We start from the raw sequence: 22,232 nt of genomic DNA, 5'->3' as shown, positions 1-22,232 counted from the left end.
GCGCTAGGCGGCGTGTCCGGCGGCCTCCACCCGTCCGTCCGTGACGATCAGTCCGGGACGGCCCAGCAGATAGCCCTGCGCTTCGTTGCATCCCTCGGCCCGGAGGAAGTCGAGCTGCGAGGCGGTTTCCACGCCTTCGGCCAGGATCGGGATCGACAGGCTTTCGCCCAGCGCCAGCACCGCGCGGATGATCGCCGCCGATTGCGGGGCGAAGTCGAGTTCGCTCATGAACGAGCGGTCGAGCTTGATCTTGTCGAAGGGGAAGGACCGCAGCGTCGACAGCGACGAATAGCCGGTGCCGAAATCGTCCATCGCGATCGACACGCCGAGCGCCTTCAACTGGCGCAGGACATGCGTGGTCCGCTCGGGGTCGGCGATCATCGCGGACTCGGTGATCTCCAGTTCCAGCCGCGCGGGCGACATACCGGTTTCGATCAGGATATGATGGACCAGCCGGGGCAGGTCGACATGGCCGAGCTGGACCGGCGACAGGTTCACCGCGATCTTCCAGGGGACCGGCCAGGCCGCCGCCTCCCGGCAGGCGCGCCGCAGGACCCATTCGCCGATCGGCAGGATCAGCCCGGTCTGCTCGGCGATCGCGATGAACTCGAACGGCGACACGCTGGTGCCGTCGGGCTTGGTCCAGCGCAGCAGCGCCTCATAGCCGGTGGTCTCGCCCGTCTCGACCGAGGCCTGGACCTGCCAGTGGATCGCGAATTGTTCCTGGTCCAGCGCGTCGCGCAGCTCGGTGGCGATGCGGCGACGGGCCCGGACCGCCTGATCCATATCCTCTTCGTAAAAGCAGAAGTCGGTCGCGATGCTCGACTTGGCGCGGTACATGGCCAGATCGGCATTGTTGATCAGCGCCGATATCTCTTCGGCATCTTGCGGCCACAGCGCGACGCCCACGCTCATGCCGCAGCTCAGCGACGAGCGGTCATAGTCGACCGGCCGGGTGATGGCGCCGCGCAGGCGGTCGATCAGGTCGATCGCATCCTCATGGTCCTCGATGGCGGTCAGCGCCACGAACTCGTCCCCGCCCAGCCGGGCCAGGAACTCGCCGGGGCGCGCCATCTGCTTCATCCGCGCCCCGATGGTGGTCAGCAGATGGTCGCCCGCCGCATGGCCGTGCGTGTCGTTGACGTCCTTGAACCGGTCGAGATCGATCGACAGCAGCGCCAGGCGGCGTCCCGGTCCGTCGGCCGCGGTCTGACGATGCGACCATTCCAGGAACGAGGCGCGGTTGGGCAGGCCGGTCAGGCCGTCGTTGCGCGCCAGATGCGCGATCCGCCGCTCCTGCGCCAGCCGCTGGCGCACGTCGCGAAGCGCATAGATCATGTACGAGCTGCCATGGTCCCGGTCGACCCGCAAGGCGATCTCGATCGGTATGGCGGAGCCGTCGGCGGCCTCGATATTGCGCTGGGTCAGCACGCCCGGCTGGATCGATGCGATGTCCGAGACCCAGCGGCCGAGCGACTGGCCCGGCACCTCGCCGCCGTCGATGCCCAGCAGATCGGCGAATGCGTGGTTCGCCTCGATGATGACGCCGTCGCTCTCGACGATCATGGCATCGACGCTGCCCTCCATCACCTGTTCCAGCCGACGCTGCGAGGCGACACGGGCCGATATGTCGAGGACATAGGTGGCAAAGCCGGTGCCGAGCACCAGCATCCCCACCACCGCGACCGCCCAGGCCATGATCATCGTCGCGCCCTGGCTGTCGGGCTGGCCCAGCCCCGGTTCGACCGGGACGATCGCGAGCGCCGCCATGCCGGTGAAGTGGAGCAGGACGATGCTCGTCACCATCAGCGTGGTCGCAGGCCACAGCGTGTCCCGCTTGCCCGTCGATAGCGCGCGGCCGAACGCCAGCGCGCCGAACAGGACCGAGAACAGGACCGAGGCCGCCACATAGGCGCTCGACCACGACACCAGCCCGCGGGCGGCGAAGGCCATCATGCCGGTATAGTGCATGGCGGTGACCGCCAGTCCGAACAGCGCACCGCCCAGCGTCGGCGCGAACGCCCCGCGCCGCACCGCCACGTCCAGCGCGATCGAGCTGCCGACGATCGCGATCAGCAGCGACACTCCGGTCAGCAACGGGTCGTAGACCACCGTCACGCCCGGCTGATAGGCGATCATGGCGATGAAATGGGTGCACCAGATCGTCGCGCCGGTGGATACGCCCCCCATGAACGTCCAGGCCAGCCGGGTGCCGGGATCGGCGGCGCGCAGACGCTGAAGAAGCCTTATCGTGATCGCCGAGCCGGTCAGGCAGAATATCGCGGCGAGCAACACCAGTCGCAGATCATGGTCATGCGTCAGACAGGTCAGAAAGCGCATCGGTCCCTCCAGGACGGACGCGATATAATCATATGTTAAATTTGACTACAAATTTAGAGGTTAACATGCCTGGTTAACGGCACATGCGACCCTGCCAACCGACTGGGTCACCACGATATTGCGTTGGATCGACGCAGGCCCCTCCCCGTCAGGCGAGATGTGCCGCGATCCCATGTCCCCCATGGTCTAGGCGCGGCGGGAATGCGGGCGCGGCGCCAGCTGGTCCAGCGCATCGGCATTGTCGCGCCCCCAGCCATAAAGGAGTTCGACCGGCTCGACGAAGCGTCGGCCGAGATTGGTCAGGCGATATTCGACCTCGGGCGGCATGGCGCTGCGCACATGGCGGCTGATCAGGCCGCTCCCCTCCATGTCGCGCACCGTCTGGGTCAGCATCTTCTTCGAGATGCCCGGCAGGCTGCGCTGGAGCACGCCGGTGCGGGCGACGCCGCCATGACGCGCGTGCAGCGTGTGAAGCACCATGCTGGTCCATTTGGTAGCGAACAGCTCCAGCACGCGGCGGGGCGCGCAATCCTCGCGCCATTCCTCGTCGGGTGTTCCGGGCTGCATATGGTTACCTTTCCGTGCCTGGAGGCCCAGATGGTGCCGTCTGGAAGCCGCGCAAGGCCATGCCTAGCTGGGGCGGCGACAAGGAGGCGTGGATGACGAAGACGGCATTGGTAGTGGGCGCAAGCGGGATCGTCGGCGGCGCGACCGCGACGCTGCTCGTGGAACGGGGCTGGACGGTCCATGGCCTGGCGCGGCGTCCCGTGGCGCAACCGGGCGTGGCGCCGGTCGCGGCCGACCTGCAGGACGCGGAGGCGACCGCCGCCGCGCTGCGCGACGTGAACCCCGATGCGGTGTTCATCACGACATGGCTGCGCCAGGACAGCGAGGCGGAGAATATCCGAGTCAATGCGGCGATGGTCCGCAACCTTCTGTCCGGCCTCCCCAGCCCGACCGGCCCGCGCCACGTCGCGCTGGTCACCGGGCTGAAACATTATCTCGGCCCGTTCGAGGCCTATGGGAAGGGTACGCTGCCCCAGACCCCGTTTCGCGAGGAGCAGGGTCGGCTCGACGTCGAGAATTTCTATTATGCCCAGGAGGACGAGGTCTTTGCGGCGGCCGCACGCGACGGCTTCAGCTGGAGCGTCCACCGGCCGCACACCGTGATCGGGCGCGCGGTCGGCAATGCGATGAACATGGGCACGACGCTGGCCGTCTATGCGACGCTGTGCCGCGAGGCGGGGCGGCCGATGGTCTTTCCCGGATCGGCGGCGCAATGGTCTGGGCTGACCGACATGACCGATGCGGGGCAACTGGCGCGCCACCTGCTCTGGGCGACCGAGACCGAGGCGGCGCATGACCAGGCGTTCAACGTGGTGAACGGCGACGTCTTTCGCTGGCAATGGATGTGGGGCCGCATCGCCGACTGGTTCGGGGTCGAGGCCGCCCCGTTCGACGGCACCGTCCGGCCGCTGGAGCAGCAGATGGCCGACTCCGCCCCGACATGGCGCGACATCGCCGAACGCGAGAAGCTGGTCGAGACGGACATAAGGCGGCTGGCCTCGCCCTGGCATAGCGATGCCGATCTCGGCCGCCCGATCGAGGTGGTGACCGATATGAGCAAGAGCCGACGGCTGGGCTTCACCGATTATCAGCCGACCGACGACGCCTTCTTCGCGCTCTTCGCCCAGCTGCGGCGCGAACGGCTGATCCCGTGAGGAGGGACGGCGGGGGCGCGGGGGCCGACTGGCTTAGTCGCCGCCGCCCCTGCTATCGTCGGCCATGGCCTCTCTGAATTTCGAGCTTCTGGACATAAGGGTGTTCGTGGCGATCGCGGACGGCAGGAGCTTCCTGCACGCCGCCCGCCAGCTGAACCTGTCGCAACCCGCGATCAGCCGCCGGGTCCAGAAGCTGGAGGCGACCATCGGCACCCCCTTGCTGGAGCGGACCACGCGGACGGTCCGCCTGACCCCGGCGGGGCAGGAGATCGTGCCGCTGCTCCGTCGGCTTCTGGGCGAGCTGGACGAATCGATGCTCGGCATGATGGCGCTGGGCGAGCGGCAGGCGGGGCGGCTGACCGTCGCCAGCATCCCCAGTGCGACGGTGCGGTTCCTGCCCGACGTGCTGGAGGCGCTGGGCCGCGACTATCGCAATGTGCGGGTGCGCGTGCTCGACCTGACCGCCACCGAATGCGCCGAGGCGGTGCGGACCGGCGAGGCGGAGTTCGCCATTACCCTGCCCGTCTCGGCGGACAGCGACCTGACCTATGAGCCGCTGACCGACGACCCTTATGGGCTGGTCTGTCGCGCCGACGATCCGCTGGCCGAACTGGTCGATCCGGCGTGGAGCGACCTGGCCGGGCTGCGGCTGGTCACGGTGCATCCGGGCAGCGGCAACCGCACCGCGCTCGACGCCGGGCTGGCCCGCGCGGGGATCGAGCTGCGCTGGTTCTATGAGGTGACGCGGCTCACCTCGGCGCTGGCGCTGGTGCAGGCGGGGCTGGGTCCCTCGGTCCTGCCCCGCCTGGCGTGCGAGGGGCCGGATGCGCGCGACCTGTTGTGGCGGCCGTTGCGCGGGGCGACGGTGACGCGCACCATCGGCGTGCTGCGGCGCGGCTCCGCCACCCTGTCACCCGCCGCTGGTCGGCTGATGGGGCTGCTCACCGACGCCTGGGCCAACCGGCAGGCCCAGCCGCGCCCCGCCCCAGCGCGCGACGAGTAGGGACGCCGAGACATTGGCGGTGGCGCTGGTCAGCGCGCGGAGTTCGGACAGGAAGCGGTCGACCGCGATCAGCATGGCCGCCGCCCCGACCGGAATATCGGGCAGCAGCGACAAAGTGAGGAGCAGGGCCGAAAAGCCGCTGCCCGTCACCCCCGCCGCCGCTTTCGACGTGACCAGCATGATGCCCAGATAGACCGCCACCCGCGTCGGGGTCAGCGCGATCCCCAGCGCCTCGCCCAGGAACAGCGTGGCGACGACCAGATAGACCGCCGTCCCCGCCAGGTTGAGCGAATAGCCCAGCGGCACGGTCAGGCCCGCCACGCTGCGCGGGCAGCCCAGCGCCTCCAGCTTCTGGATCAGGCGCGGCAACACCACCTCGGTCGAGGAGGTGCCGAGGACGATCAGGATCTCGTCGCGGAACATCCGCAGCAACGCGCCGCCGCCCAGGCCGGTCGTCAGCCATAGCAACACGGCCAGCCCGGCGATCAACAGGGCGCAGGCCAGCGCCAGCGTCGCGACCAGCAGCCCCAGCGAGCCGATGAAGCCCACGCCATACGTCCCGACCGTGTACGCGATCGCGCCGAACGCCCCCACCGGCGCGGCGCGGATCAGAAAGCCGAAGATCGCGAATTGCAGCCGGGTCAGCGCCTCGACCGCGCGGACGATCGGTGCGCCCGCCTCGCCGATGCGCAGCAAGCCGAAACCGACCAGCCCGGCGACGAACAGCACCGGCAGGACGTCCCCGGCGGTAAAGGCGGAAAACAGCGTGTCGGGCACGATGCGGACCAGGAAATCCCCCGCCCCCGTGATATGATGCCCGGCCAGCTGGCGCTCCACCTCGGCCATCGCCTCGCCATAAGGCGGCAGCGGCAGGCCGCGTCCCGGCTGCATCAGCGCCGCGACGCCCAATCCGATGGCGAGCGCGGCGACCGTGATGCCCAGAAAGACGATCAGGCTGCGCAACACCGTCGCGCCGGTGTCGCGCGCGGCGGCCGTGGCGCACGATCCCCTCGACGATGGTGCAGAACAGCACCGGCGGCACCATCATCCGCATCGCCTTGACGAAGGCGATGCCCAGCGGCCCCAGATCGCGCCCGAAGGCCGGGGCCAGGACGCCGATCGCGGTCCCCGCAAATATGCCGATCAGCATCTGGACATAGAGGTGCCGCAAGGCGCGCAAGGTCGACCCACTCCCGATATATGCGCAAAACGCATCAAGCGGACCGATCATTGCATTTGATCGAAGCACCGCTCCTGATGCCTAGTGCCGGGTAAGGCATGATGGCTCAAGCCTCTGCCGCGCAACAAGAACCCGCAACCGAGCGGGCCCGACCGAGAGAGGTATGATGAAAGCGCCATTTGCAAGGTTAGGAACCGTGATGCCCCGGCGCGGCGCGCTGGGCCTCGCGCTGCTGCTGGGTCTGGGCACGCTGGGCCAGCCCGCCGCCGCGCGCGAGACCAAGGCCGCGACGGTCCGCGAACTCCATGTCGTGACCTCGGGGGGCTTCACCGCCGCCTTCCAGGCGCTGGCGGCGAAATATGAACGCGACACCGGCGTCCATATCGTCACCGAGCACGGCCCCTCGATGGGCGACACGCCCCAGGCGATCCCCAACCGGCTGGCGCGGCACGAGGATGCCGATGTCGTGATCCTCGCCCGCAGCGGGCTCGACAAGCTGGCACAGGCCGGGACCGTGACCAGCGGGACCGTCACCGATTTGGGCTTGTCCCGGATCGCGATGGCGGTGAAGGCGGGTGCCCCCGCCCCCGACATCGCCACCCCCGACGCGCTGCGCGCGACTCTGGTCCACGCCAGATCGGTCGCCTGGTCGGACAGCGCCTCGGGCGTCTATATCCAGTCGACGCTGCTCGACCGGCTGGGCGTCGCCGATCAGGTCCGGCCGAAGGGCCGGATGATCCCCGCCACCCCGGTCGGCCGGATCGTCGCCGAGGGCCAGGCCGAGATCGGCTTTCAGCAGTTGAGCGAATTGAAGCCGGTCAAGGGCATCCGCATCGTCGGCCTGATCCCCGAATCGCTGCAAAAGGTGACGCCCTTCTCCGCCGGGGTCGTCGCCTATTCGCCGCATCAGGCGGAGGCGCGCGCGCTGATCGCCTATCTTGCCTCCCCCAAAGCCTATCCGATCATCCGCGAAAGCGGATTGGAACCCGCGTCGCAAAAGGCCAAGCCATGACCTCCGCCTCCACCCACGCATCCCTCCCCTTCCCCGCCGCCGCCGCTGCGGCCGAGCCGATATCGCCCGAGCGTCGCCGTTCGGCGTTCAAGTCGATCTTCATCGTTGCCAGCGGCAACTTCCTGGAGATGTTCGACTTCATGGTGTTCGGCTATTACGCCACCTATATCTCCAAGGCGTTCTTCCCCACGGGCAGCGACTTCGCCTCGCTGATGCTGACGCTGATGACCTTCGGCGCGGGCTTTCTGATGCGGCCGGTCGGCGCGCTGGTGCTGGGCGCCTATATCGACCGGCATGGGCGTCGCCAGGGCCTGCTCCTGACGCTGGGCCTGATGGCGCTCGGCACGCTCGCCATCGCCATCACCCCCACCTATGCGCAGATCGGCGTGGCCGCCCCGGTCATCATCCTGATCGGCCGACTGGTCCAGGGCCTGTCGGCGGGCGTCGAGGTCGGCGGCGTGTCGGTCTATCTCAACGAGATCGCGCCGCCGAACCGCAAGGGCTTCTTCTGTTCGTGGCAATCGGCCAGCCAGCAGGCGGCGGTGGTCTTCGCCGCGCTGATCGGCCTGATCGTGTCGACCAGCCTCGATCCCGTCACGATGCAGGCCTGGGGCTGGCGTATTCCGTTCATCATCGGGTGCGTGATGATCCCCTTCCTGTTCGTCATCCGCCGCCACATGGAGGAGACCGAGGTCTTCCTGAAGCGCAAAGAGCATCCGCCGCTGTCGCAGATCATGCGGACCATCGGCGGCAATTGGGGCGTGGTGCTGCAGGGGGCGCTGATGGCGGTGATGACGACCGTCTTCTTTTATATGATCACCGCCTATACCCCGACCTTCGGCAACAAGGTGCTGTCGCTGACGCCGGGGGCCGCGCTGTTCGTCACGGCGTGCGTCGGCGTGACCAACTTCGTCCTGCTCCCCGTCATGGGCGCGCTGTCCGACCGGATCGGACGCAAGCCCTTGCTGATCACCGCGACGCTGCTCGGCGCGCTGCTCGCCTATCCGCTGATGGGCTGGCTGGTCGCCGCGCCCAGCTTCGGGCGGCTGCTGACGGTCGAGCTGCTGCTCGCGGCCATCTATGCCACCTATAACGGCGCATTCATCGTCTATCTGACCGAGGCGATCCCGGCGCATGTCCGCACCGTCGGCTTCAGCCTGGCCTATAGCTTGGCCACCGCGATCTTCGGCGGCTTCACCCCCGCGATCAGCACCGCGCTGATCGGCGCGACCGGCGACAAGGCGATCCCCGGCGCGTGGTGCGCCGCCGCCGCGCTGCTCTCGCTGCTCGCCCTGCTGATCGGATCGCGCCTGAGCCGCCGCACCGCCCCCTGACCCGTTCGGCCGCCGCACGCCCCCGGCGGCGCGGCGGCCCTCGTTCGCGATCATCGAGGCGGCGGCCACGGAGCCTCTCGCCCACCCCGAGAGGATGTCCGTCATGCACCGAGCCGCCATGCTCGCCATGGGCCTGTGCGCGCCCGTGCCCGTCGCCGCGCAGGCCGCCCCCGCGCAAGCCCCCGACGCTCCCGCGCGAGCCGCAGACAATGTCGCCCGCCTGACCCGCCTGGTCGAGCAGCAACAGGCGCAGATCGCGCGGCTGGAGGCCCGGCTGGCCGCGATCGAGGCCCAGGAGCCCAGGGCGGTGGCCACCGCGGCCAACCCAGCAACGGGCCCCGCGCCGGGCCCCGCGCCTTTGGGCCAGCCCCTGCCCTCCGACGCCCATCCGGCCGCGCCGCCGCAGCTCGCCTCGCCATCGCCGCCCCGGCCCCAGATCCGCCAGCCCGCGCCGCTGGGCCAGTCGCTCCCCTCCGACGCGCATCCCCCCTCGCTCGACGCGCGGCTGGCGCGGATCGAACAGGCGCAGAAACAGGGCGTCCAGGTCGACTGGTCGAAGGGGACGCCCGAATTCACCAGCGCGGACGGCAAATTCTCGTTCCGCCCGCGCGGCCGTATCCTGGTGGACGCGGCCACCACCGGCGGCAGCAGCCTGCCCGCGCGCAACGTCACCGGGACCACCGCCCGCTCGCTGCGCGTCGGTTTCGAGGGATCGATCGGCCGCCACTTGTCCTATCTGCTGGAGGGGGATTTCGCCGACAATGACGTGGCGATCAAATCCGCCTATCTCGCCTGGACGACGCGCTTCCTGGGCCAGCAGACCGAATTCGCGCTGGGCAACCGCCTGAACGATCGCGGGCTGGACGGGTCGAGCGGCACCATCTCCGTCCCCTTTCTGGAGCGCAACTTCGTCGGCCAGGGGATCATCCCGGTGCGCGGCTTCTTCGGGCTGGGCGCGGCGGCGCGCGTTTACGGCGATGGCTGGCATGTCGGGGTCCAGCTGTCGGGCGACGACATCAACAATCCGGGGACCGAGAGCGATGGCCTGACCATCGGCGCGCGGGCGCACTGGAACCCGGTCAAGACCGCCGACTGGCTGGTCCATCTGGGCGCCTGGGGCTTTCGCGAGCGCATCGCCGCCGATGCCAGCCGCCCGACGCGCAGCATCGCGGTCGGCGGCTTCTTCAACGACAATCTGCGGATCGCGCCGGGCACCTTCACCGGCGCGCGGTCGGGCACCGGCTATGGCCTGGAACTGGGGACGTTCCACAAGTCGCTATGGGCTTATGGCGAATATGGCCGGCGGCGGATCGAAAGCCGCACGGGTGCGGCGACCGACCAGTCGGCCTGGGCGGTGCAGGCGGGCTGGTTCCTGACCGGCGAGACCCCGCCCTATCTGACGCGCGGCGGCGTGTGGAGCCGCCCCAAGGTGCTGCACCCCTTCACCTCGGGCGGGCGCGGCGCGATCGAGCTGGCCACCCGCTATGAGGAACTGGATTACAGCGACAACCCCACCGCCGGGCGCGGCACCGCGCTGACGCTGGGGGTCAACTGGTATCTCAACAATTTCGTCCGGCTCCAGCTGAACGCGATCGACTGGACGGTCGCCAATCCGGCGCAGAATGCCGGGGCGTCGGATCACGGACGAACCCTGATCGGCCGGGCGCAGATCGCCTTCTGACCATTCCCGTCCTTGCGCGCCCATCGGCCCGATCGGCGGGCATGCGGAGCCAAAGGACTGATCCATGTGTTGGATCGACCATGGGCGCGAAACACGAAGTCACGGCGGTCGAACAGGCCGACCGCCGGATCACGGCGAAGGTCAACGGCCAGCGCGATGCGTGGCCCATGCGGGTGATCGGCACGGCCAGCGAGATCGGGGATCAGCCGCAGATGCGGACGATCTGCGCCGCGACGGTCCTGCTAGGTCTCGCCCGGCGCGACCGGCACCTCGCCGAGACCGGGCTGCGGATGCTGGCCGCCCACACCATCGCCACCTGGGGCAAGAGCGGGATCAAGGCCGTGATCGACCGTAGGCGCCCGAAGGACGGCGACGACCCTCGGCTATGCCCCGGCGACAGCGACCGTCACGAGGACAATTCCTTTCCTTCCGGTCATAGCGCAGGCGCGGTGGCGGTCGGTGAGGCGCTGGCGCGGGCCTATCCCGACCATGCGGTCGGCGCGCGTGGCGCGGCCTTGTCGGTGGCCGTCGTGCAGGTGCCGCGCGGCACGCATTATGCCGGGGATGTCGTCGCCGGGATCGCCATCGGCCTGATCGCCGAGCGGGCGAGCGACGCCGCAATCGGTCTGGTGCGACGATGGCTTGAGCCCGATCCGGACCGGCCACCTATCCGGGAATGACGGCGGGGCCCGTCCGATCGCAGGAGCGACCCCGCGATCGGACGGGCCGGTATCGCCGTTAGGCTTCGGCCAGCGGCTTGCTCAGTTTCGGGGTCTGCTGGTGCTGCACGACGCGCCAGACCTCATGTTCGAGCCGCCGGATGACCGAGGTGCAATAGGCCTCATAGGCTTCCTCGCCCCGGCTGGCCGCGACGTGATAGCCGATGACGATCAACCCCTCCTGCGGACGCGACACCTGCCGCTCGATCAGCTCGGCGCTGTCCCAGACGGGGGTGTCCGCCACCGCCGACACCGCCGCCTCGCCGGTCAGCACGAAGGGCGGCCGGGGCAGCACCATGACGACCTCGGCATCGACCTTTTCCCGGTAATTGTCCGGGCCCTGGGTCCACAGGCTTTCCTCGAAGCTCCAGAGGCGTTCATCATCCATGTTGGGGACTCCCGATTGTAAAGCAAAGGGCACGTGCGCCGGACAGCTTCGGTCAGGCGAGGTCGCCGAGCGCGGCGGCCTCGTCGTCCGTGCAGTCCGGCAGCGGTTTCTCGTCCGGTGGAGTCGGGTCCGAACGGACGGGCGCTCCGTCCTCCCCCGCCTGCTCGACGGGCGGGACGGCATGCGGCGCAGGCGAGGATTGGGGGTGATCGGACATGACGGCTCCACGGAGGCGGCCGACATGATCTCGTCGCCCCCGTCACAGAACGCCCCCGCACGCCATCGGAGCCGTCCGCCGATCAGGAAAATCGCCGGGGAGTCGCCGCCCCGGGCCGCGCCGTCAGCTTTTCGCCGTCACCGGCACCGAGACCCGCGCGCTCGCGGCCGGACCATGCTCCACCGGCGACGGGTCCGACCCGATATGCCGCATCGCGTAGAGACGCCGCAGGATGAGCGCCAGATCGTCTTCGGTCAGCTCGGACGCCGGATCGATCAGCACGCCTGCGGGCAAGCCCTCCACCCAGGCCGCCAGGCGGTTGCACGCTGCGCCGAGATCGGCATCGGAGCTGTCGTCGAAAGCGGCCATGCGATCAGCCTAATCCTTTCGCCGCCACCCGCAAGCATCATCGGGCCGACCGTCCGGAACGACCCGTGCCGGTGATCGTCTGTATCCTGTACCTTTTAGTCGAGGCAGCGAGCGTGACCAGCACCAGACCGGCCCGGCGCGTCGTCGTCGCCGACGCCTCCAGCGGCGACGGAGGCCGAGGGCGCGACGTCGTGACCACGCCGGACGGCCGCTACATCGTCGTCCGGGGCCGGTTGTGGCGAAAGGCCAACCCCGCTTTGGCCCCCGACGAGCGGCAGGCGCTGGTCGACGCGCTGATGCACGCCCGGCGCGCGATACGGGCTGCAATGGCGCAGGCGGACGAGGCCGGGCTCCGCCACGCACGGGCGCAGGTCCAGGCCGCCAAGGTCGCGCTGGGTGAGCGCGGGCCGGTATGGTGGGACGATGGGACGCCCGACCTCAACCGCCACTTGATCCGCAATACCGGCTATGCCGAATGGTATGCCGAGGGGGCGCCGCAGCGATGAACGTCTTCCTGGATTTCGAGGCATCCTCGCTCTCGGACAAGAGCCACCCCATCGAAGTGGCCTGGGTGTTCGAGGACGGCCGCTCGCAAAGCCATCTGATCGCGCCCGCACCGGGCTGGACCGACTGGGATGCCGCCGCCGAGCGGATCCACGGCCTGTCGCGCGAGACGCTGGTCCGCGACGGCGCGGCGCATGATTTCGTCGCGCGGCAGATGGTCGAGCAGCTGTCCGGCCATGCGCTGTTCGCCAGCGCACCGTCCTGGGACGGCAAATGGCTGAGCGCGCTGCTCCGCGCGGCGGGCTTCCCTCGCCACACGCTGCGCCTGCAGGACACCGACATCGCCCTGCGCGATGCGGCGATCCGGATTCTGCGCGACAGCGTGGCCCCCGATCGACTCGAGGCGCAGGTCACGCACCTCGTCGCATGGGCCAACGCGACCAAGGACACCACACCCGCCCACCGCGCCCTTGCCGACGCGGTCGAGGAACGGGCGATCTGGCAAAGGGTGCAGGAACAGGCGCAGGCGATTGTGGCGGCATCGCCCCGCGCCCCAACTCCTCCCCTTGCGGGGAAGGGATGAAGGCGAAGGGCGATCGGGCTTAGTTCAGCCCGCCGCCCAGCGAGCGATACAGTTCCACCATGTTGCTCGCCCGGTTGAGGCGCGTGGTGACGAGCAGCTGCTGCGCCGAATAGGCGGTACGCTGGGAATCGAGCGTCGTCAGGAAGGATTCGACCCCCGTCCGATAACGCGCGTCCGAAATCTTCAGCGCGACATTGGCCGCCTCGACGCGGGCGGTCTGCGCCGCGATCTGTTCGTCGATGGTGCCGCGCTGCGCCAGGGAATCCGCTACCTCGCGAAAGGCGGTCTGGACGGTTTTCTCATAGGTCGAGACGGCAGCCTGCTGCTGCGCCCGCGCGACATCCAGATTGCCGCGGAGCCGTCCCCCGTCGAACAGCGGCAGCGATACCGACGGCGCGCCGGTATAGGTGAAGCTGCCCCCCGCGAAGAGACCGCTGAGCGCGGTGCTGATCGTGCCCAGCGTCGCGGTCAACGAGATGCGGGGGAACATCGCCGCGCGCGCCGCGCCGATATTGGCGTTTTGCGCGATCAGCTGGTGCTCGGCCTGCAACACGTCGGGGCGGCGCAGCAATATGTCCGACGACAAGCCGGTGGGCAGAACCTGCAACGCCGCGTTCGCATCGCCCAGCCCCTGCGGCAGCAGCTCGCCGGCCACGGGCGCGCCGACCAGCAGGTCGAGCGCGTTCTTGTCCTGCGCCACCCGCGTCTTGAGCACCGCGATATCATTGCGCGCGCCCTGATAGGTCGTCTCGGCCTGCCGCGCCTCCAGCTCCGAGGCGACGCCGATACGGAATTGCGCCCGCGTCAGTTCCAGCGATTGCTCGAAGGATTTCAGCGACTCCTGAGAGATGCGCAGCTGATCCTGATCCGACGCATAGGTCAGCCAAGCCGTCGCGATCTCGGCGATCAGGCTGATGCGTGTCGAGCGCTGGGCTTCCTCGGTCGCGAAATACTGCTCCAGCGCCGCCCGGTTGAGGTTGCGGACACGACCGAACAGATCAAGTTCGAAGGCGGAGAAACCGGCATTGACCGAATAGAATTCGAGGTTGGACGAGGATGTCCCCACCCCGGCGCCCAGTCCGGTGCCGCCGGAACCCGCGCCGGTCCCGGTACCCGTGCCCGACCCTGTGCCCGTGCCGGTTCCACCACCGGCCGCCCCGCCCAGCGCGCCCGAGGCGCCCTGGATGTTGTTGGTATAGGTCCCCGAGGCGGAGAGGGTCGTCGACGGCACCAGATCGGCACGCTGGATACGATACTGCGCCCTGGCCTGGAGCACGTTGGCGGCGGCGATCCGCAGGTCGCGATTATTCTCCAGCCCCAGCGCGATGGTTTGGCGCAGCCGGTCGTCGGTGAAGAAGTCCCGCCACCCGATCCGGGTGACGTCGGGCGCGTCGGATGCCGCCGCCGGATAGATGCCGTCCTGGGGGAGCGTCGCCGGGACGGCTCCCACGGGGCGGACATATTTGGGGGCGAGATTGCACCCGGCCAGCGTCGTGGCCGCCAGCAGGGCCAGCGCGAACTTGGAATGGATCACGATTCAAACTCCCTGCGGCACGGTCGGCGGGTTCTGCTCGCCATCATGGGGCCTGCCGCCTTCGTGCGGCTGCGCATCGCCCGGCGGCATTTCGCCCTTCTTGCGATCGAACAGCCGCATGACGACGACGAAGAACATCGGCACGAAGAAGATCGCCAGGACCGTCGCCGACAGCATGCCGCCGACCACCGCGCGACCGATGGCGTTCTGACCGCCCGCGCCCGCGCCGTCGGCGATCGCCAGCGGGAACACGCCGAAGATGAAGGCCAGGCTGGTCATCAGGATCGGACGCAGGCGCAGCTTGGCGGCTTCGATCGCCGCGTCGAACGCATTCAGCCCCTCCCGCATCTTCTCCTCGGCGAACTCGACGATCAGGATCGCGTTCTTCGCCGACACGCCGATCGTGGTGATCAGGCCGACCTGCAGATAGATGTCGTTGTTCAGGCCGGTGATCAGCGCGGCGAGCAGCGCACCGACCACGCCCAGCGGCACGACCAGCATGACCGAGATCGGCACCGACCAGCTTTCATAGAGCGCCGCAAGGCACAGGAAGACGATCAGCAGCGACAGCCCGTAGAGCGCAGGCGCCTGGCCGCCGGACAACTGCTCCTCATAGCTGAGGCCCGTCCAGTCGAGCCGGGTGCCCGGCGGCAGCTTGGCCTGCATCTCCTCCATCGCCTTGATCGCGGCGCCCGACGACACGCCCGGCGCGGCCTGGCCCAGGATTTCCATCGAGGGCTGGCCGTTATAGCGGGTGAGCTGCATCGGCCCCTGATGCCATGCGACGGTGGAGAAGGCGGTGAACGGCGCCATCGTACCCGTGGCCCCCCGCACATAGAGGTCGCCGATATCCTCGGGCGCCATGCGATAGGCGGAATCGGCCTGGATATAGACGCGCTTCACGCGGCCCCGGTCGATGAAGTCGTTCACATAGGCACCACCCCAGGCCGTGGCGATCGTGTTGTTGACGGTCGACAGGTCGAGACCCAGCGCACCCGCCTTGTCCTGGTCGACATTGACCTTGAGCTGCGGCGCATCGTCGAGCGCGTTGGGGCGCACGCCGACCAGCAGCTTGTTCTGCGACGCCATGCCCAGCAGCTGGTTGCGCGCCGCCAGCAGCCTTTCGTGCCCGATGCCGCCTTCGTCCACCAACTGCATGTCGAAGCCGGTGGCGTTGCCCAGTTCCTGCACCGCGGGCGGGATGACCGCGAAGATCAGGCCGTCGCTGTAACGCGAGAAGGCCCCCATCGCACGGCCAATGATCGCCTGCGCCTTGTTCTCGGCGCCGGGGCGGTCCTTCCATTCCTTCATCGGGATGAAGGCGATGCCGCTATTCTGGCCCTGTCCCGCAAAGCTGAACCCGTTGATCGTGTAGACACCGCGAATGGCGCTGCCCGCATCGCTCAGGAAATGGTCGCGAACAAGGTCGAGCCCCTTCTGGGTCCGCGCGCTGGTCGCCCCCGGAGGCCCCTGGACCAACGCGATCATCACGCCCTGATCCTCGTCGGGAAGGAAGCCGCTCGGCAACCGCATGAACAGGAAAGCCATGCCCGCGACGATCAGCGCATAGGCGATCAGCGACCGGCCCCAGCGCCGCGCGGTCGAGCGTGCGCCCTTTTCATAGCGGTCGCGACCACGGTCGAACCGGTCGTTGAACCAGCGGAAGAAGCGCGCCAGCGGGCCGTTCCCCTGCCCCTTGTTCGGGTCATGCGGCTTCAGGATCGTGGCGCACAGCGCGGGCGTCAGGATCAGCGCGACCGCGACCGACAGCGCCATCGCCGACACGATCGTGATCGAGAACTGGCGATAAATGACCCCCGTCGATCCGCCGAAGAACGCCATCGGCAGGAACACGGCGGACAGCACCGCCGCGATGCCGATCAGCGCGCCGGTGATCTCGTCCATCGATTTGCGCGCCGCCTCCTTGGGCGACAGATGCTCGGTGGTGATCAGGCGTTCGACATTCTCGACGACGACGATCGCGTCGTCGACCAGCAGGCCGATGGCCAGCACCATACCGAACAGGGTCAGCGTGTTGATCGAATAACCGAACGCCGCCAGCACCCCGAACGTGCCCATCAGCACGACCGGCACCGCGATCGTCGGGATCAGCGTGGCGCGGAAATTCTGGAGGAAGAGGAACATCACGAGGAAGACGAGCACGACCGCCTCGACCAGCGTCTCGATCACCTGCTCGATCGACAGCCGCACGAAGGGCGACGTGTCATAGGGGTAGATGACCTTGACGTCGGGCGGGAACTGCTTGGCCAGTTCGTTCACCCGCGCCTTGACTGCCGCGACGGTGTCGAGCGCATTGGCGCCGGGCGCCAGCTTGATGCCGATGCCAGAGGCGGGCTTGCCGTTCCACTGCGACGAGAAGGCGTAGTTTTCCGCGCCGATCTCGACACGCGCGACGTCGCCCAGCCGGACGATCGAACCGTCGGTGTTGCTCTTCAGGCGGATCTTCGCGAACTGCTCAGGGGTGGTCAGCCGCGACGAGACCGACACGGTCGCGTTGAGCATCTGTTCCTTGGGCGCGGGCTGCGCGCCGATCTGGCCCGCCGAGACCTGCGCGTTCTGCGCCGTGACCGCATTGGTCACGTCCGCCATGGTCAGCGCATAATTGTTCAGCTTGATCGGATCGACCCAGATGCGCATCGCATATTGCGATCCCAGGATCATCGTATCGCCGACACCCGTGACGCGCGACAGCGGATCGGCGATCCGCGAGGCGACGATATCGGACAGGTCGTCCGCGTTGTGCTTGCCGTTTTCCGAATAGAGGCTGACGAACAACAGGAAGTTCTGCGTCGCCTTGGCGACGATGATGCCCTGGCGCTGGACCTCCTGCGGCAGAAGCGGGGTCGCCGCCTGCAGCTTGTTCTGGACCTGCACCTGCGCGATGTCGGGATCGGTCCCCTGTTCGAAGGTCAGCGTGATCGTCACGCTGCCCGCCGAGGACGAGGAGGACGAGAAGTAGCGAAGGTGATCGATCCCCTTCATCTGCTGCTCGATGATCTGGGTGGTCGTGTTCTCCAGCGTCTGGGCGTCGGCGCCCGGATAATTGGCCGTGATCGACACCGCAGGCGGCGCGATCGCCGGGAACTGGGAAATGGGCAGCGTGCGCAGCGACAGGAAGCCGGCGATGACGACCATCACCGCCAGCACATAGGCGAAGATCGGGCGATCGATGAAATAGCGTGCCATGGCCGTTTACTTCGCCTGTGCCTGTGCCTGGCCCGCTGGCGACGGCGCGCCGGCGGGCTTGGCATTGGGGTTCCATGGCTTGCCCTGGACGGGCATGCCCGGCCGCAGCAGCATGCCGCCTTCGACGATGATCTTGTCCCCGGCCTTCAGCCCGCTGTTGACCAGCCAGTTGTCGCCGATCGAGCGGCCGGTCTGGAGCGTCCGCACCTCGACCTTGTTGCCCGCGCCGATCACCATCACCGTCGCCTGCCCCTTTTCGTCGCGGCTGACGGCGCGTTGCGGCACCAGGAAGGCGTTCGACCGCGTTCCCTCGACCAGCGACGCACGCACGAACATGCCGGGCAGCAACAGGCCGTTGGGGTTGGGGAACAGCGCGCGGATCACCTGCGAGCCCGTCGTCGGGTCGACGGTGACGTCGGCGAAGCGCAGCGTGCCCTGGGGACCATATTCGCTGCCGTCCTCCAGCGTCAGCTTGACGCGGGCATTGCCGTCGCGGGTCAGCTGGCCGCTCATGATCTGCTGCCGCAGCTTCAGCAGTTCGGCGCTCGGCTCCTGGATATCGACATAGATCGGGTCGAGCCGCTGGATGGTGGCCAGCGCATTGGCCTGTGATGCGGACACCAGCGCGCCGGTGGTGAACACCGAACGGCCGATCCTCCCGGTGATCGGCGCCCGGATGGTGGTACGGGCCAGGTCGATCTCCGCGGTGCGCAGCGCGGCCTGTTGCGCGGCGACATCGGCCTGAGCCTGCGCCGCGCTCGTCTGGGCGTTCTCGAACTCCTGGCGGGCGATCGCGTTGATCTTGACCAGCTCGCCATAGCGGCGGGCCAGCGCGGCGCTGGACGCGATCCCTGCGCGTGCACGGGTCAGCGCGGCACGCGCGCTGGCCACCTGGGCCTGATAGGGCGCCGGGTCGATACGGTAGAGCGGCTGGCCCTGACGGACCATGTCGCCCTCGACGAACAGCCTCTGGGTGATCAGGCCGTTGACCTGGGGGCGGACATCCGAGGTTTCGAATGCGGTGGTTCGACCGGGCAACTCGGTCGTCAGGGTGACAGGCTGCTCGCTCGCCACCACATAACCGACCGGCGCCGGTCCCTGGGCAGCCTGCTGCTGCTGTTGCTTGCTACCGGCACCGCAAGCGGCCAGTGCGAGCAAGGCTCCGGATGCCAACACACGACCCATCAGCCGATTGGAGGACATATCATTTCCCGCTTGCTAAATTGTATGAGAGCGATCACTCACAAACGGTGTCGTTAGACCCGCCGGTCGAGTGCGTCAACATCCTTAAGAGAGGTCCCAACGTGTTGAATACCCAGTGCCCACCTCCCACCCGTGCCGAATTGCGCCGGCACAATATCAAGGAGGTGGCGCGTCGCCTGTTCGTCGAAAATGGCTTTCACGCCACGGGAATCGCCGCGATCGCCAAGGAATCGGGCGTCGCAGTTCAACAGCTGTACCGCGACTTTCCGTCGAAGGAGGACATCATCGCGGCCATCGTGGCGGCCGACTGCGAACGGTTCGCCGACCAGAAGACGCTGAACAGGGCGCTGGCGACGAAGGACCGCGACGGGATCATCGCGTGGCTGGTGGGGACACCGTCCCGCAAGGACGAAGCCGGAGACCGGCTGTTCCTCGAGATCGCGGCGGAAGCGGCGCGGAACGATCGGATCAGGGCCATCTTCCTCGACGTGCGCGAGCGCGCGTCGGAGAATATCAGCCGCGCCTTTGCGGGCCTGATGGGCAGCGACTCGGTCAAGAGCGAGCATTACACGCTGGCCCAGGCCTTCATGGTCATTTCGCTGGGCTCCGTCTGCGCCAGGACGCTCCATCAGGAGAATGTAAAGCCCGCCAGTGACAAGCTCATTGCGTGCCTGATCGACGGCGCGCGCCCCTGACATCGGCGCGAAACAGGCCACAGCCTCGGCCCGCGCCGCTCAAAAGAGGATCGCGCCGCCGGTTACGAGGCGCAAGCCCGGCGCGGCATGGTTCAGGCCCGCCGATGCCAGAATGTCGAGCTGCACGACCTTGGTCGGACGCCACGCGGCCGACAGGGCGGCCAGCGCCAGCGTCTCGTGCCCATCGGGTTCGTCGTCGCGTTCCAGCGACAGTTCCGCGGTCGCGGTGACCCGCTCGGTGAACTTGTAGCGCAGGCCGGCAATCTCGCTATAGGCCAAATGCCGTCCCATGCCGGACTGGTTCGCCGCGGCATCGGCCTCGGCCGTCACGGCGATCGCGACCTTCTTGGTCAGCTCATATTGGACGGGGACGATGATACCCGTCGACCAGGCGCCCGCACCGACCGGATAACGCCCCGTCGCGGCGGTCACGAACGCCTGCACGCCCGCCGAGAAGGGCTTTTGCTTGTCCCCGGCCAGATGCTGGCGGATCGCGAAGGTCACATCACCGATGCCCGTGACGGTATCCACCGTGCCCGCCGCCTTGTCGCGCGTCCGATTCCGGCCATAGCCGACCCAGTCGAGCTGCACCTCGCTATTCTTCCCGATACCCAGACGGGCCAGGATGTCCGCCGTGACGATACGGTCCTCGCGCTGATCCGCCGGGTCGTCGCGCTGCCAGTCCAGCGCCGACAGCTCGACATGGACGCGCCCCGGCTCGGTCGTGCAACTCGATCCGCCAAGGTTCGGCCTGGTGGGGCAGAAGCGCGGTTCGTCTTCGGCAAGGGCGGGAGCCCCCATCGTCAGGACCGCCGCACTCAGCGCCAAGCCTATCACCCTCACCATTGACGCCCCCCGCTAACTATCTGATCGGAAAGCATTGCACCGGCTTGACTGCACCTTGCAACGCCAAAGCCCTTCCGGGCGAGCGGCCGCGTCGCGCTTAACGGAATTTCGGCGGTTCGATGGCCGTCAGCCTCTGCCGCGCTGGCGAGGGCATCATCGGCCAGTTCGCGAGAGCGTTCACGATCGGTCGATGAGAACCGGATCAGGAATGGCCATCGATGTGAGCGGGGGGCCCGGGTTTCAACGCCTTGGTTGAAATCAGCGAGATATGGCGGAGAGGCAGGGATTCGTATTGCCCATTCTTAGCATTTGAGCGGACAGCCGAAAAATGGTATGAAACCCTTATGAACACGCGGGTTTTTGTGTAGCGCTTTCCGTCGCGGTTCTGATTGGTCCACGGTCATTCGCCTCGATCCGGCGCCAAACTTGGGTTGCAACTTGGGTTGCGGGAGTTCGGCGGAGAATGGAGGATTCGAATGGGCCGCGCGATTCACAAGCTCTCGGCACGTCGCGTCGAGACAGTCAAAGAGCCCGGCAAATATGGCGATGGCGGCGGCCTATGGCTACGCGTCTGCAAGGACGGCTCCCGCCGTTGGGTTCTCATCTGGCAGCGAGATAAGCGGACCCGGGAGATGGGCCTCGGCTCTGTTGCCGACGTGCCTCTCGCTCAGGCCCGCCAAGAAGCTGAGAAGGCGCGGACGCTGATTGCGCAGGGCCTTGATCCAATCGCCGCCCGGACAACATCCGAAGTCGATAACACCGCAGAACCGGACGGTACGACCGATGCTCAGGCCAAGCGCAATTCCGAGGCATCGACTGTGCCGACGTTCAAGGAATTCGCATCGAACTACATCAATATTCACGAAAGCGGTTGGAAGAATGCAAAGCACCGCCAGCAATGACGCAACAGCATCAACACTTATGCAGGCAATATTCTCGGCATGCCTGTCAATGAGATAATCGCAGACGACGTGGCGAGCATATTGTTACCGATCTGGCAGGAAAAGCCAGAAACCGCGAGCCGGGTACGTAGCCGGATCGAAACCATCCTTGATGCTGCAAAGGCAGCCAAGCACATTCCTGGCCCTTGGGAGAATCCGGCTCGTTGGCGTGGCAATCTCATTCACCGCCTGCCGGCGCAGCGCCGCAAGTCGAGAGTGAAGCATCATGCGGCGATGCCGTTTGAGGACCTTCCGTCTTTCTACGCTCAATTGCGCACTCGGAACGCAGTCGCGGCACGCGCCCTCGAACTCACGATCCTCTGCGCCACGCGGACGAACGAAACGCTCAAGATGACATGGGGTGAAGTCGATCTCGACACTGGAACTTGGACGATCCCCAAGGAGCGCATGAAGATGGAGGTTGAGCATGCCATTCCCCTATCAACGACCGCGATCGATTTATTGAAGGCGATGGCCGGTTCGAACAACCCAGTATCAGGTCAGTATGTCTTTCCGGGAGAGAAGAAGGACATGCCACTGTCACAGATGGCGATGACCATGGTGCTGAGGCGGATGGAACTCGGCCATTTCACCGTACATGGGATGCGAAGCGCGTTCAGCGATTATATGGGCGACATGACCGATTTCCCCGACGCACTAATCGAACAGTCATTGGCCCATCAGGTAGGCAGCGAAGTCCGGCGCGCTTATCGACGTCGCAACGCGTTCTTGAAGCGGCGGGTGTGAACCGCGCC

General features: G+C 67.5%; 21 protein-coding genes and 1 pseudogene. 11 read left to right on the top strand and 11 right to left on the bottom strand.

Going from position 1 to position 22,232, the window contains the following annotated elements; translation table 11 throughout:
* Positions 1-3 precede the first annotated feature (3 nt).
* Positions 4-2,340: an EAL domain-containing protein gene (locus QE363_RS06915; RefSeq protein ID WP_309693529.1), complete on the bottom strand. Its 2,337-nt coding sequence runs from the start codon at positions 2,338-2,340 to the stop codon at positions 4-6.
* Between the two features lie 186 nt (positions 2,341-2,526).
* Positions 2,527-2,907, bottom strand: a complete 381-nt coding sequence (locus tag QE363_RS06910; RefSeq protein WP_309693527.1) for a helix-turn-helix domain-containing protein — start codon at positions 2,905-2,907, stop codon at positions 2,527-2,529.
* Between the two features lie 92 nt (positions 2,908-2,999).
* On the opposite strand from QE363_RS06910, the gene QE363_RS06905 reads away from it, so the two are divergent.
* Both QE363_RS06905 and QE363_RS06900 read left to right on the top strand, forming a co-directional pair.
* Positions 3,000-4,061, top strand: coding sequence for an SDR family oxidoreductase (locus tag QE363_RS06905; protein WP_309693526.1), 1,062 nt, complete (start codon positions 3,000-3,002; stop codon positions 4,059-4,061).
* A 64-nt stretch (positions 4,062-4,125) separates the two neighbouring features.
* On the top strand, positions 4,126-5,064 hold the full coding sequence (locus tag QE363_RS06900) for a LysR family transcriptional regulator (RefSeq protein ID WP_309693523.1): 939 nt from the start codon (positions 4,126-4,128) through the stop codon (positions 5,062-5,064).
* On the opposite strand, the gene QE363_RS06895 is transcribed toward QE363_RS06900, so the two are convergent.
* Together QE363_RS06895 and QE363_RS19695 are read right to left on the bottom strand one after the other, a co-directional pair.
* The gene (locus QE363_RS06895; RefSeq protein WP_309693520.1) at positions 4,972-6,030 is read right to left on the bottom strand and encodes a cation:dicarboxylate symporter family transporter; all 1,059 of its coding nucleotides are present in this window, start codon (positions 6,028-6,030) and stop codon (positions 4,972-4,974) included. The two genes, QE363_RS06900 and QE363_RS06895, sit on opposite strands and share 93 nt — an antisense overlap.
* An 88-nt stretch (positions 6,031-6,118) precedes the next feature.
* Positions 6,119-6,214, bottom strand: a pseudogene (locus tag QE363_RS19695) (hypothetical protein); the annotation flags it as partial.
* A gap of 229 nt (positions 6,215-6,443) precedes the next feature.
* Between QE363_RS19695 and QE363_RS06885 the strand changes: the two are divergent.
* The 4 genes from QE363_RS06885 to QE363_RS06870 all read left to right on the top strand — a co-directional run bounded on the left by QE363_RS06885 (position 6,444) and on the right by QE363_RS06870 (position 10,951).
* Positions 6,444-7,256: a substrate-binding domain-containing protein gene (locus QE363_RS06885; protein ID WP_309693514.1), complete on the top strand. Its 813-nt coding sequence runs from the start codon at positions 6,444-6,446 to the stop codon at positions 7,254-7,256.
* Positions 7,253-8,590 (top strand): MFS transporter, encoded by a 1,338-nt coding sequence (locus tag QE363_RS06880; protein ID WP_309693511.1) that lies wholly within the window; start codon positions 7,253-7,255, stop codon positions 8,588-8,590. Before QE363_RS06885 ends, QE363_RS06880 begins: the two co-directional genes overlap by 4 nt.
* Positions 8,591-8,693: 103 nt before the next feature.
* Entirely contained in the window at positions 8,694-10,271 is a 1,578-nt protein-coding gene (locus QE363_RS06875) for a porin (protein WP_309693509.1), read from the top strand.
* 80 nt (positions 10,272-10,351) lie between these two features.
* The gene (locus QE363_RS06870) at positions 10,352-10,951 is read left to right on the top strand and encodes a phosphatase PAP2 family protein (RefSeq protein ID WP_309693507.1); all 600 of its coding nucleotides are present in this window, start codon (positions 10,352-10,354) and stop codon (positions 10,949-10,951) included.
* 58 nt (positions 10,952-11,009) lie between these two features.
* Here QE363_RS06870 and QE363_RS06865 read toward each other — a convergent pair whose 3' ends face one another.
* The 3 genes from QE363_RS06865 to QE363_RS06855 form a co-directional block, all read right to left on the bottom strand.
* Entirely contained in the window at positions 11,010-11,378 is a 369-nt protein-coding gene (locus tag QE363_RS06865) for a DUF4440 domain-containing protein (RefSeq protein ID WP_309693504.1), read from the bottom strand.
* 52 nt (positions 11,379-11,430) lie between these two features.
* Positions 11,431-11,595 carry a hypothetical protein gene (locus QE363_RS06860; protein WP_309693501.1) on the bottom strand — a complete coding sequence of 55 codons (165 nt, stop codon included), beginning with the start codon at positions 11,593-11,595 and terminating at the stop codon, positions 11,431-11,433.
* A gap of 123 nt (positions 11,596-11,718) precedes the next feature.
* Positions 11,719-11,964, bottom strand: coding sequence for a hypothetical protein (locus tag QE363_RS06855; protein ID WP_309693498.1), 246 nt, complete (start codon positions 11,962-11,964; stop codon positions 11,719-11,721).
* 113 nt (positions 11,965-12,077) lie between these two features.
* Between QE363_RS06855 and QE363_RS06850 the strand changes: the two genes are divergently transcribed.
* The gene (locus tag QE363_RS06850) at positions 12,078-12,470 is read left to right on the top strand and encodes a hypothetical protein (RefSeq protein ID WP_309693495.1); all 393 of its coding nucleotides are present in this window, start codon (positions 12,078-12,080) and stop codon (positions 12,468-12,470) included.
* Complete coding sequence (locus QE363_RS06845) at positions 12,467-13,051, top strand: transcriptional regulator (protein WP_309693492.1); 585 nt, start codon at positions 12,467-12,469, stop codon at positions 13,049-13,051. The genes QE363_RS06850 and QE363_RS06845 overlap by 4 nt, the downstream gene beginning before the upstream one ends.
* Positions 13,052-13,070: 19 nt before the next feature.
* On the opposite strand, the gene QE363_RS06840 is transcribed toward QE363_RS06845, so the two are convergent.
* From QE363_RS06840 to QE363_RS06830, 3 genes are read right to left on the bottom strand one after another with little or no spacing between them, the layout of a single operon-like run.
* Entirely contained in the window at positions 13,071-14,585 is a 1,515-nt protein-coding gene (locus QE363_RS06840) for an efflux transporter outer membrane subunit (protein WP_405053167.1), read from the bottom strand.
* Between the two features lie 3 nt (positions 14,586-14,588).
* Positions 14,589-17,792 (bottom strand): efflux RND transporter permease subunit, encoded by a 3,204-nt coding sequence (locus tag QE363_RS06835; RefSeq protein WP_309693489.1) that lies wholly within the window; start codon positions 17,790-17,792, stop codon positions 14,589-14,591.
* Positions 17,793-17,798: 6 nt separating this feature from the next.
* On the bottom strand, positions 17,799-18,995 hold the full coding sequence (locus QE363_RS06830; RefSeq protein WP_307103829.1) for an efflux RND transporter periplasmic adaptor subunit: 1,197 nt from the start codon (positions 18,993-18,995) through the stop codon (positions 17,799-17,801).
* Between the two features lie 101 nt (positions 18,996-19,096).
* Between QE363_RS06830 and QE363_RS06825 the strand changes: the two genes are divergently transcribed.
* Positions 19,097-19,690 carry a TetR/AcrR family transcriptional regulator gene (locus tag QE363_RS06825; RefSeq protein ID WP_309693485.1) on the top strand — a complete coding sequence of 198 codons (594 nt, stop codon included), beginning with the start codon at positions 19,097-19,099 and terminating at the stop codon, positions 19,688-19,690.
* A 39-nt stretch (positions 19,691-19,729) separates the two neighbouring features.
* Here the strand turns inward: QE363_RS06825 and QE363_RS06820 are convergent, their stop codons facing one another.
* Positions 19,730-20,536: a transporter gene (locus QE363_RS06820; protein WP_309693482.1), complete on the bottom strand. Its 807-nt coding sequence runs from the start codon at positions 20,534-20,536 to the stop codon at positions 19,730-19,732.
* A gap of 476 nt (positions 20,537-21,012) precedes the next feature.
* Here QE363_RS06820 and QE363_RS06815 point away from each other — a divergent pair, with 476 nt between their 5' ends.
* Together QE363_RS06815 and QE363_RS06810 are read left to right on the top strand one after the other, a co-directional pair.
* Positions 21,013-21,438 (top strand): Arm DNA-binding domain-containing protein, encoded by a 426-nt coding sequence (locus QE363_RS06815; protein ID WP_309693480.1) that lies wholly within the window; start codon positions 21,013-21,015, stop codon positions 21,436-21,438.
* 9 nt (positions 21,439-21,447) lie between these two features.
* Positions 21,448-22,224 carry a tyrosine-type recombinase/integrase gene (locus QE363_RS06810; RefSeq protein WP_405053212.1) on the top strand — a complete coding sequence of 259 codons (777 nt, stop codon included), beginning with the start codon at positions 21,448-21,450 and terminating at the stop codon, positions 22,222-22,224.
* Positions 22,225-22,232: the final 8 nt, after the last annotated feature.

It is taken from the genome of Sphingomonas sp. SORGH_AS_0870 (assembly GCF_031453175.1).
In the GTDB taxonomy this organism is placed as follows: domain Bacteria; phylum Pseudomonadota; class Alphaproteobacteria; order Sphingomonadales; family Sphingomonadaceae; genus Sphingomonas.
The sequence above is the reverse complement of the archived record's forward strand: the minus strand, read 5'-3'. Positions and strand labels throughout refer to the sequence as shown.

Coding starts and splice junctions, on each gene's coding strand:
- QE363_RS06880 (WP_309693511.1), top strand. CDS start 7,253: ATGACCTCCGCCTCCACCCACGCATCCCTCCCCTTCCCCGCCGCCGCC.
- QE363_RS06860 (WP_309693501.1), bottom strand. CDS start 11,595: ATGTCCGATCACCCCCAATCCTCGCCTGCGCCGCATGCCGTCCCGCCC.
- QE363_RS06870 (WP_309693507.1), top strand. CDS start 10,352: ATGGGCGCGAAACACGAAGTCACGGCGGTCGAACAGGCCGACCGCCGG.
- QE363_RS06905 (WP_309693526.1), top strand. CDS start 3,000: ATGACGAAGACGGCATTGGTAGTGGGCGCAAGCGGGATCGTCGGCGGC.
- QE363_RS06845 (WP_309693492.1), top strand. CDS start 12,467: ATGAACGTCTTCCTGGATTTCGAGGCATCCTCGCTCTCGGACAAGAGC.
- QE363_RS06830 (WP_307103829.1), bottom strand. CDS start 18,995: ATGTCCTCCAATCGGCTGATGGGTCGTGTGTTGGCATCCGGAGCCTTG.
- QE363_RS06835 (WP_309693489.1), bottom strand. CDS start 17,792: ATGGCACGCTATTTCATCGATCGCCCGATCTTCGCCTATGTGCTGGCG.
- QE363_RS06885 (WP_309693514.1), top strand. CDS start 6,444: ATGCCCCGGCGCGGCGCGCTGGGCCTCGCGCTGCTGCTGGGTCTGGGC.
- QE363_RS06855 (WP_309693498.1), bottom strand. CDS start 11,964: ATGGCCGCTTTCGACGACAGCTCCGATGCCGATCTCGGCGCAGCGTGC.
- QE363_RS06900 (WP_309693523.1), top strand. CDS start 4,126: ATGGCCTCTCTGAATTTCGAGCTTCTGGACATAAGGGTGTTCGTGGCG.
- QE363_RS06865 (WP_309693504.1), bottom strand. CDS start 11,378: ATGGATGATGAACGCCTCTGGAGCTTCGAGGAAAGCCTGTGGACCCAG.
- QE363_RS06820 (WP_309693482.1), bottom strand. CDS start 20,536: ATGGTGAGGGTGATAGGCTTGGCGCTGAGTGCGGCGGTCCTGACGATG.
- QE363_RS06910 (WP_309693527.1), bottom strand. CDS start 2,907: ATGCAGCCCGGAACACCCGACGAGGAATGGCGCGAGGATTGCGCGCCC.
- QE363_RS06815 (WP_309693480.1), top strand. CDS start 21,013: ATGGGCCGCGCGATTCACAAGCTCTCGGCACGTCGCGTCGAGACAGTC.
- QE363_RS06915 (WP_309693529.1), bottom strand. CDS start 2,340: ATGCGCTTTCTGACCTGTCTGACGCATGACCATGATCTGCGACTGGTG.
- QE363_RS06875 (WP_309693509.1), top strand. CDS start 8,694: ATGCACCGAGCCGCCATGCTCGCCATGGGCCTGTGCGCGCCCGTGCCC.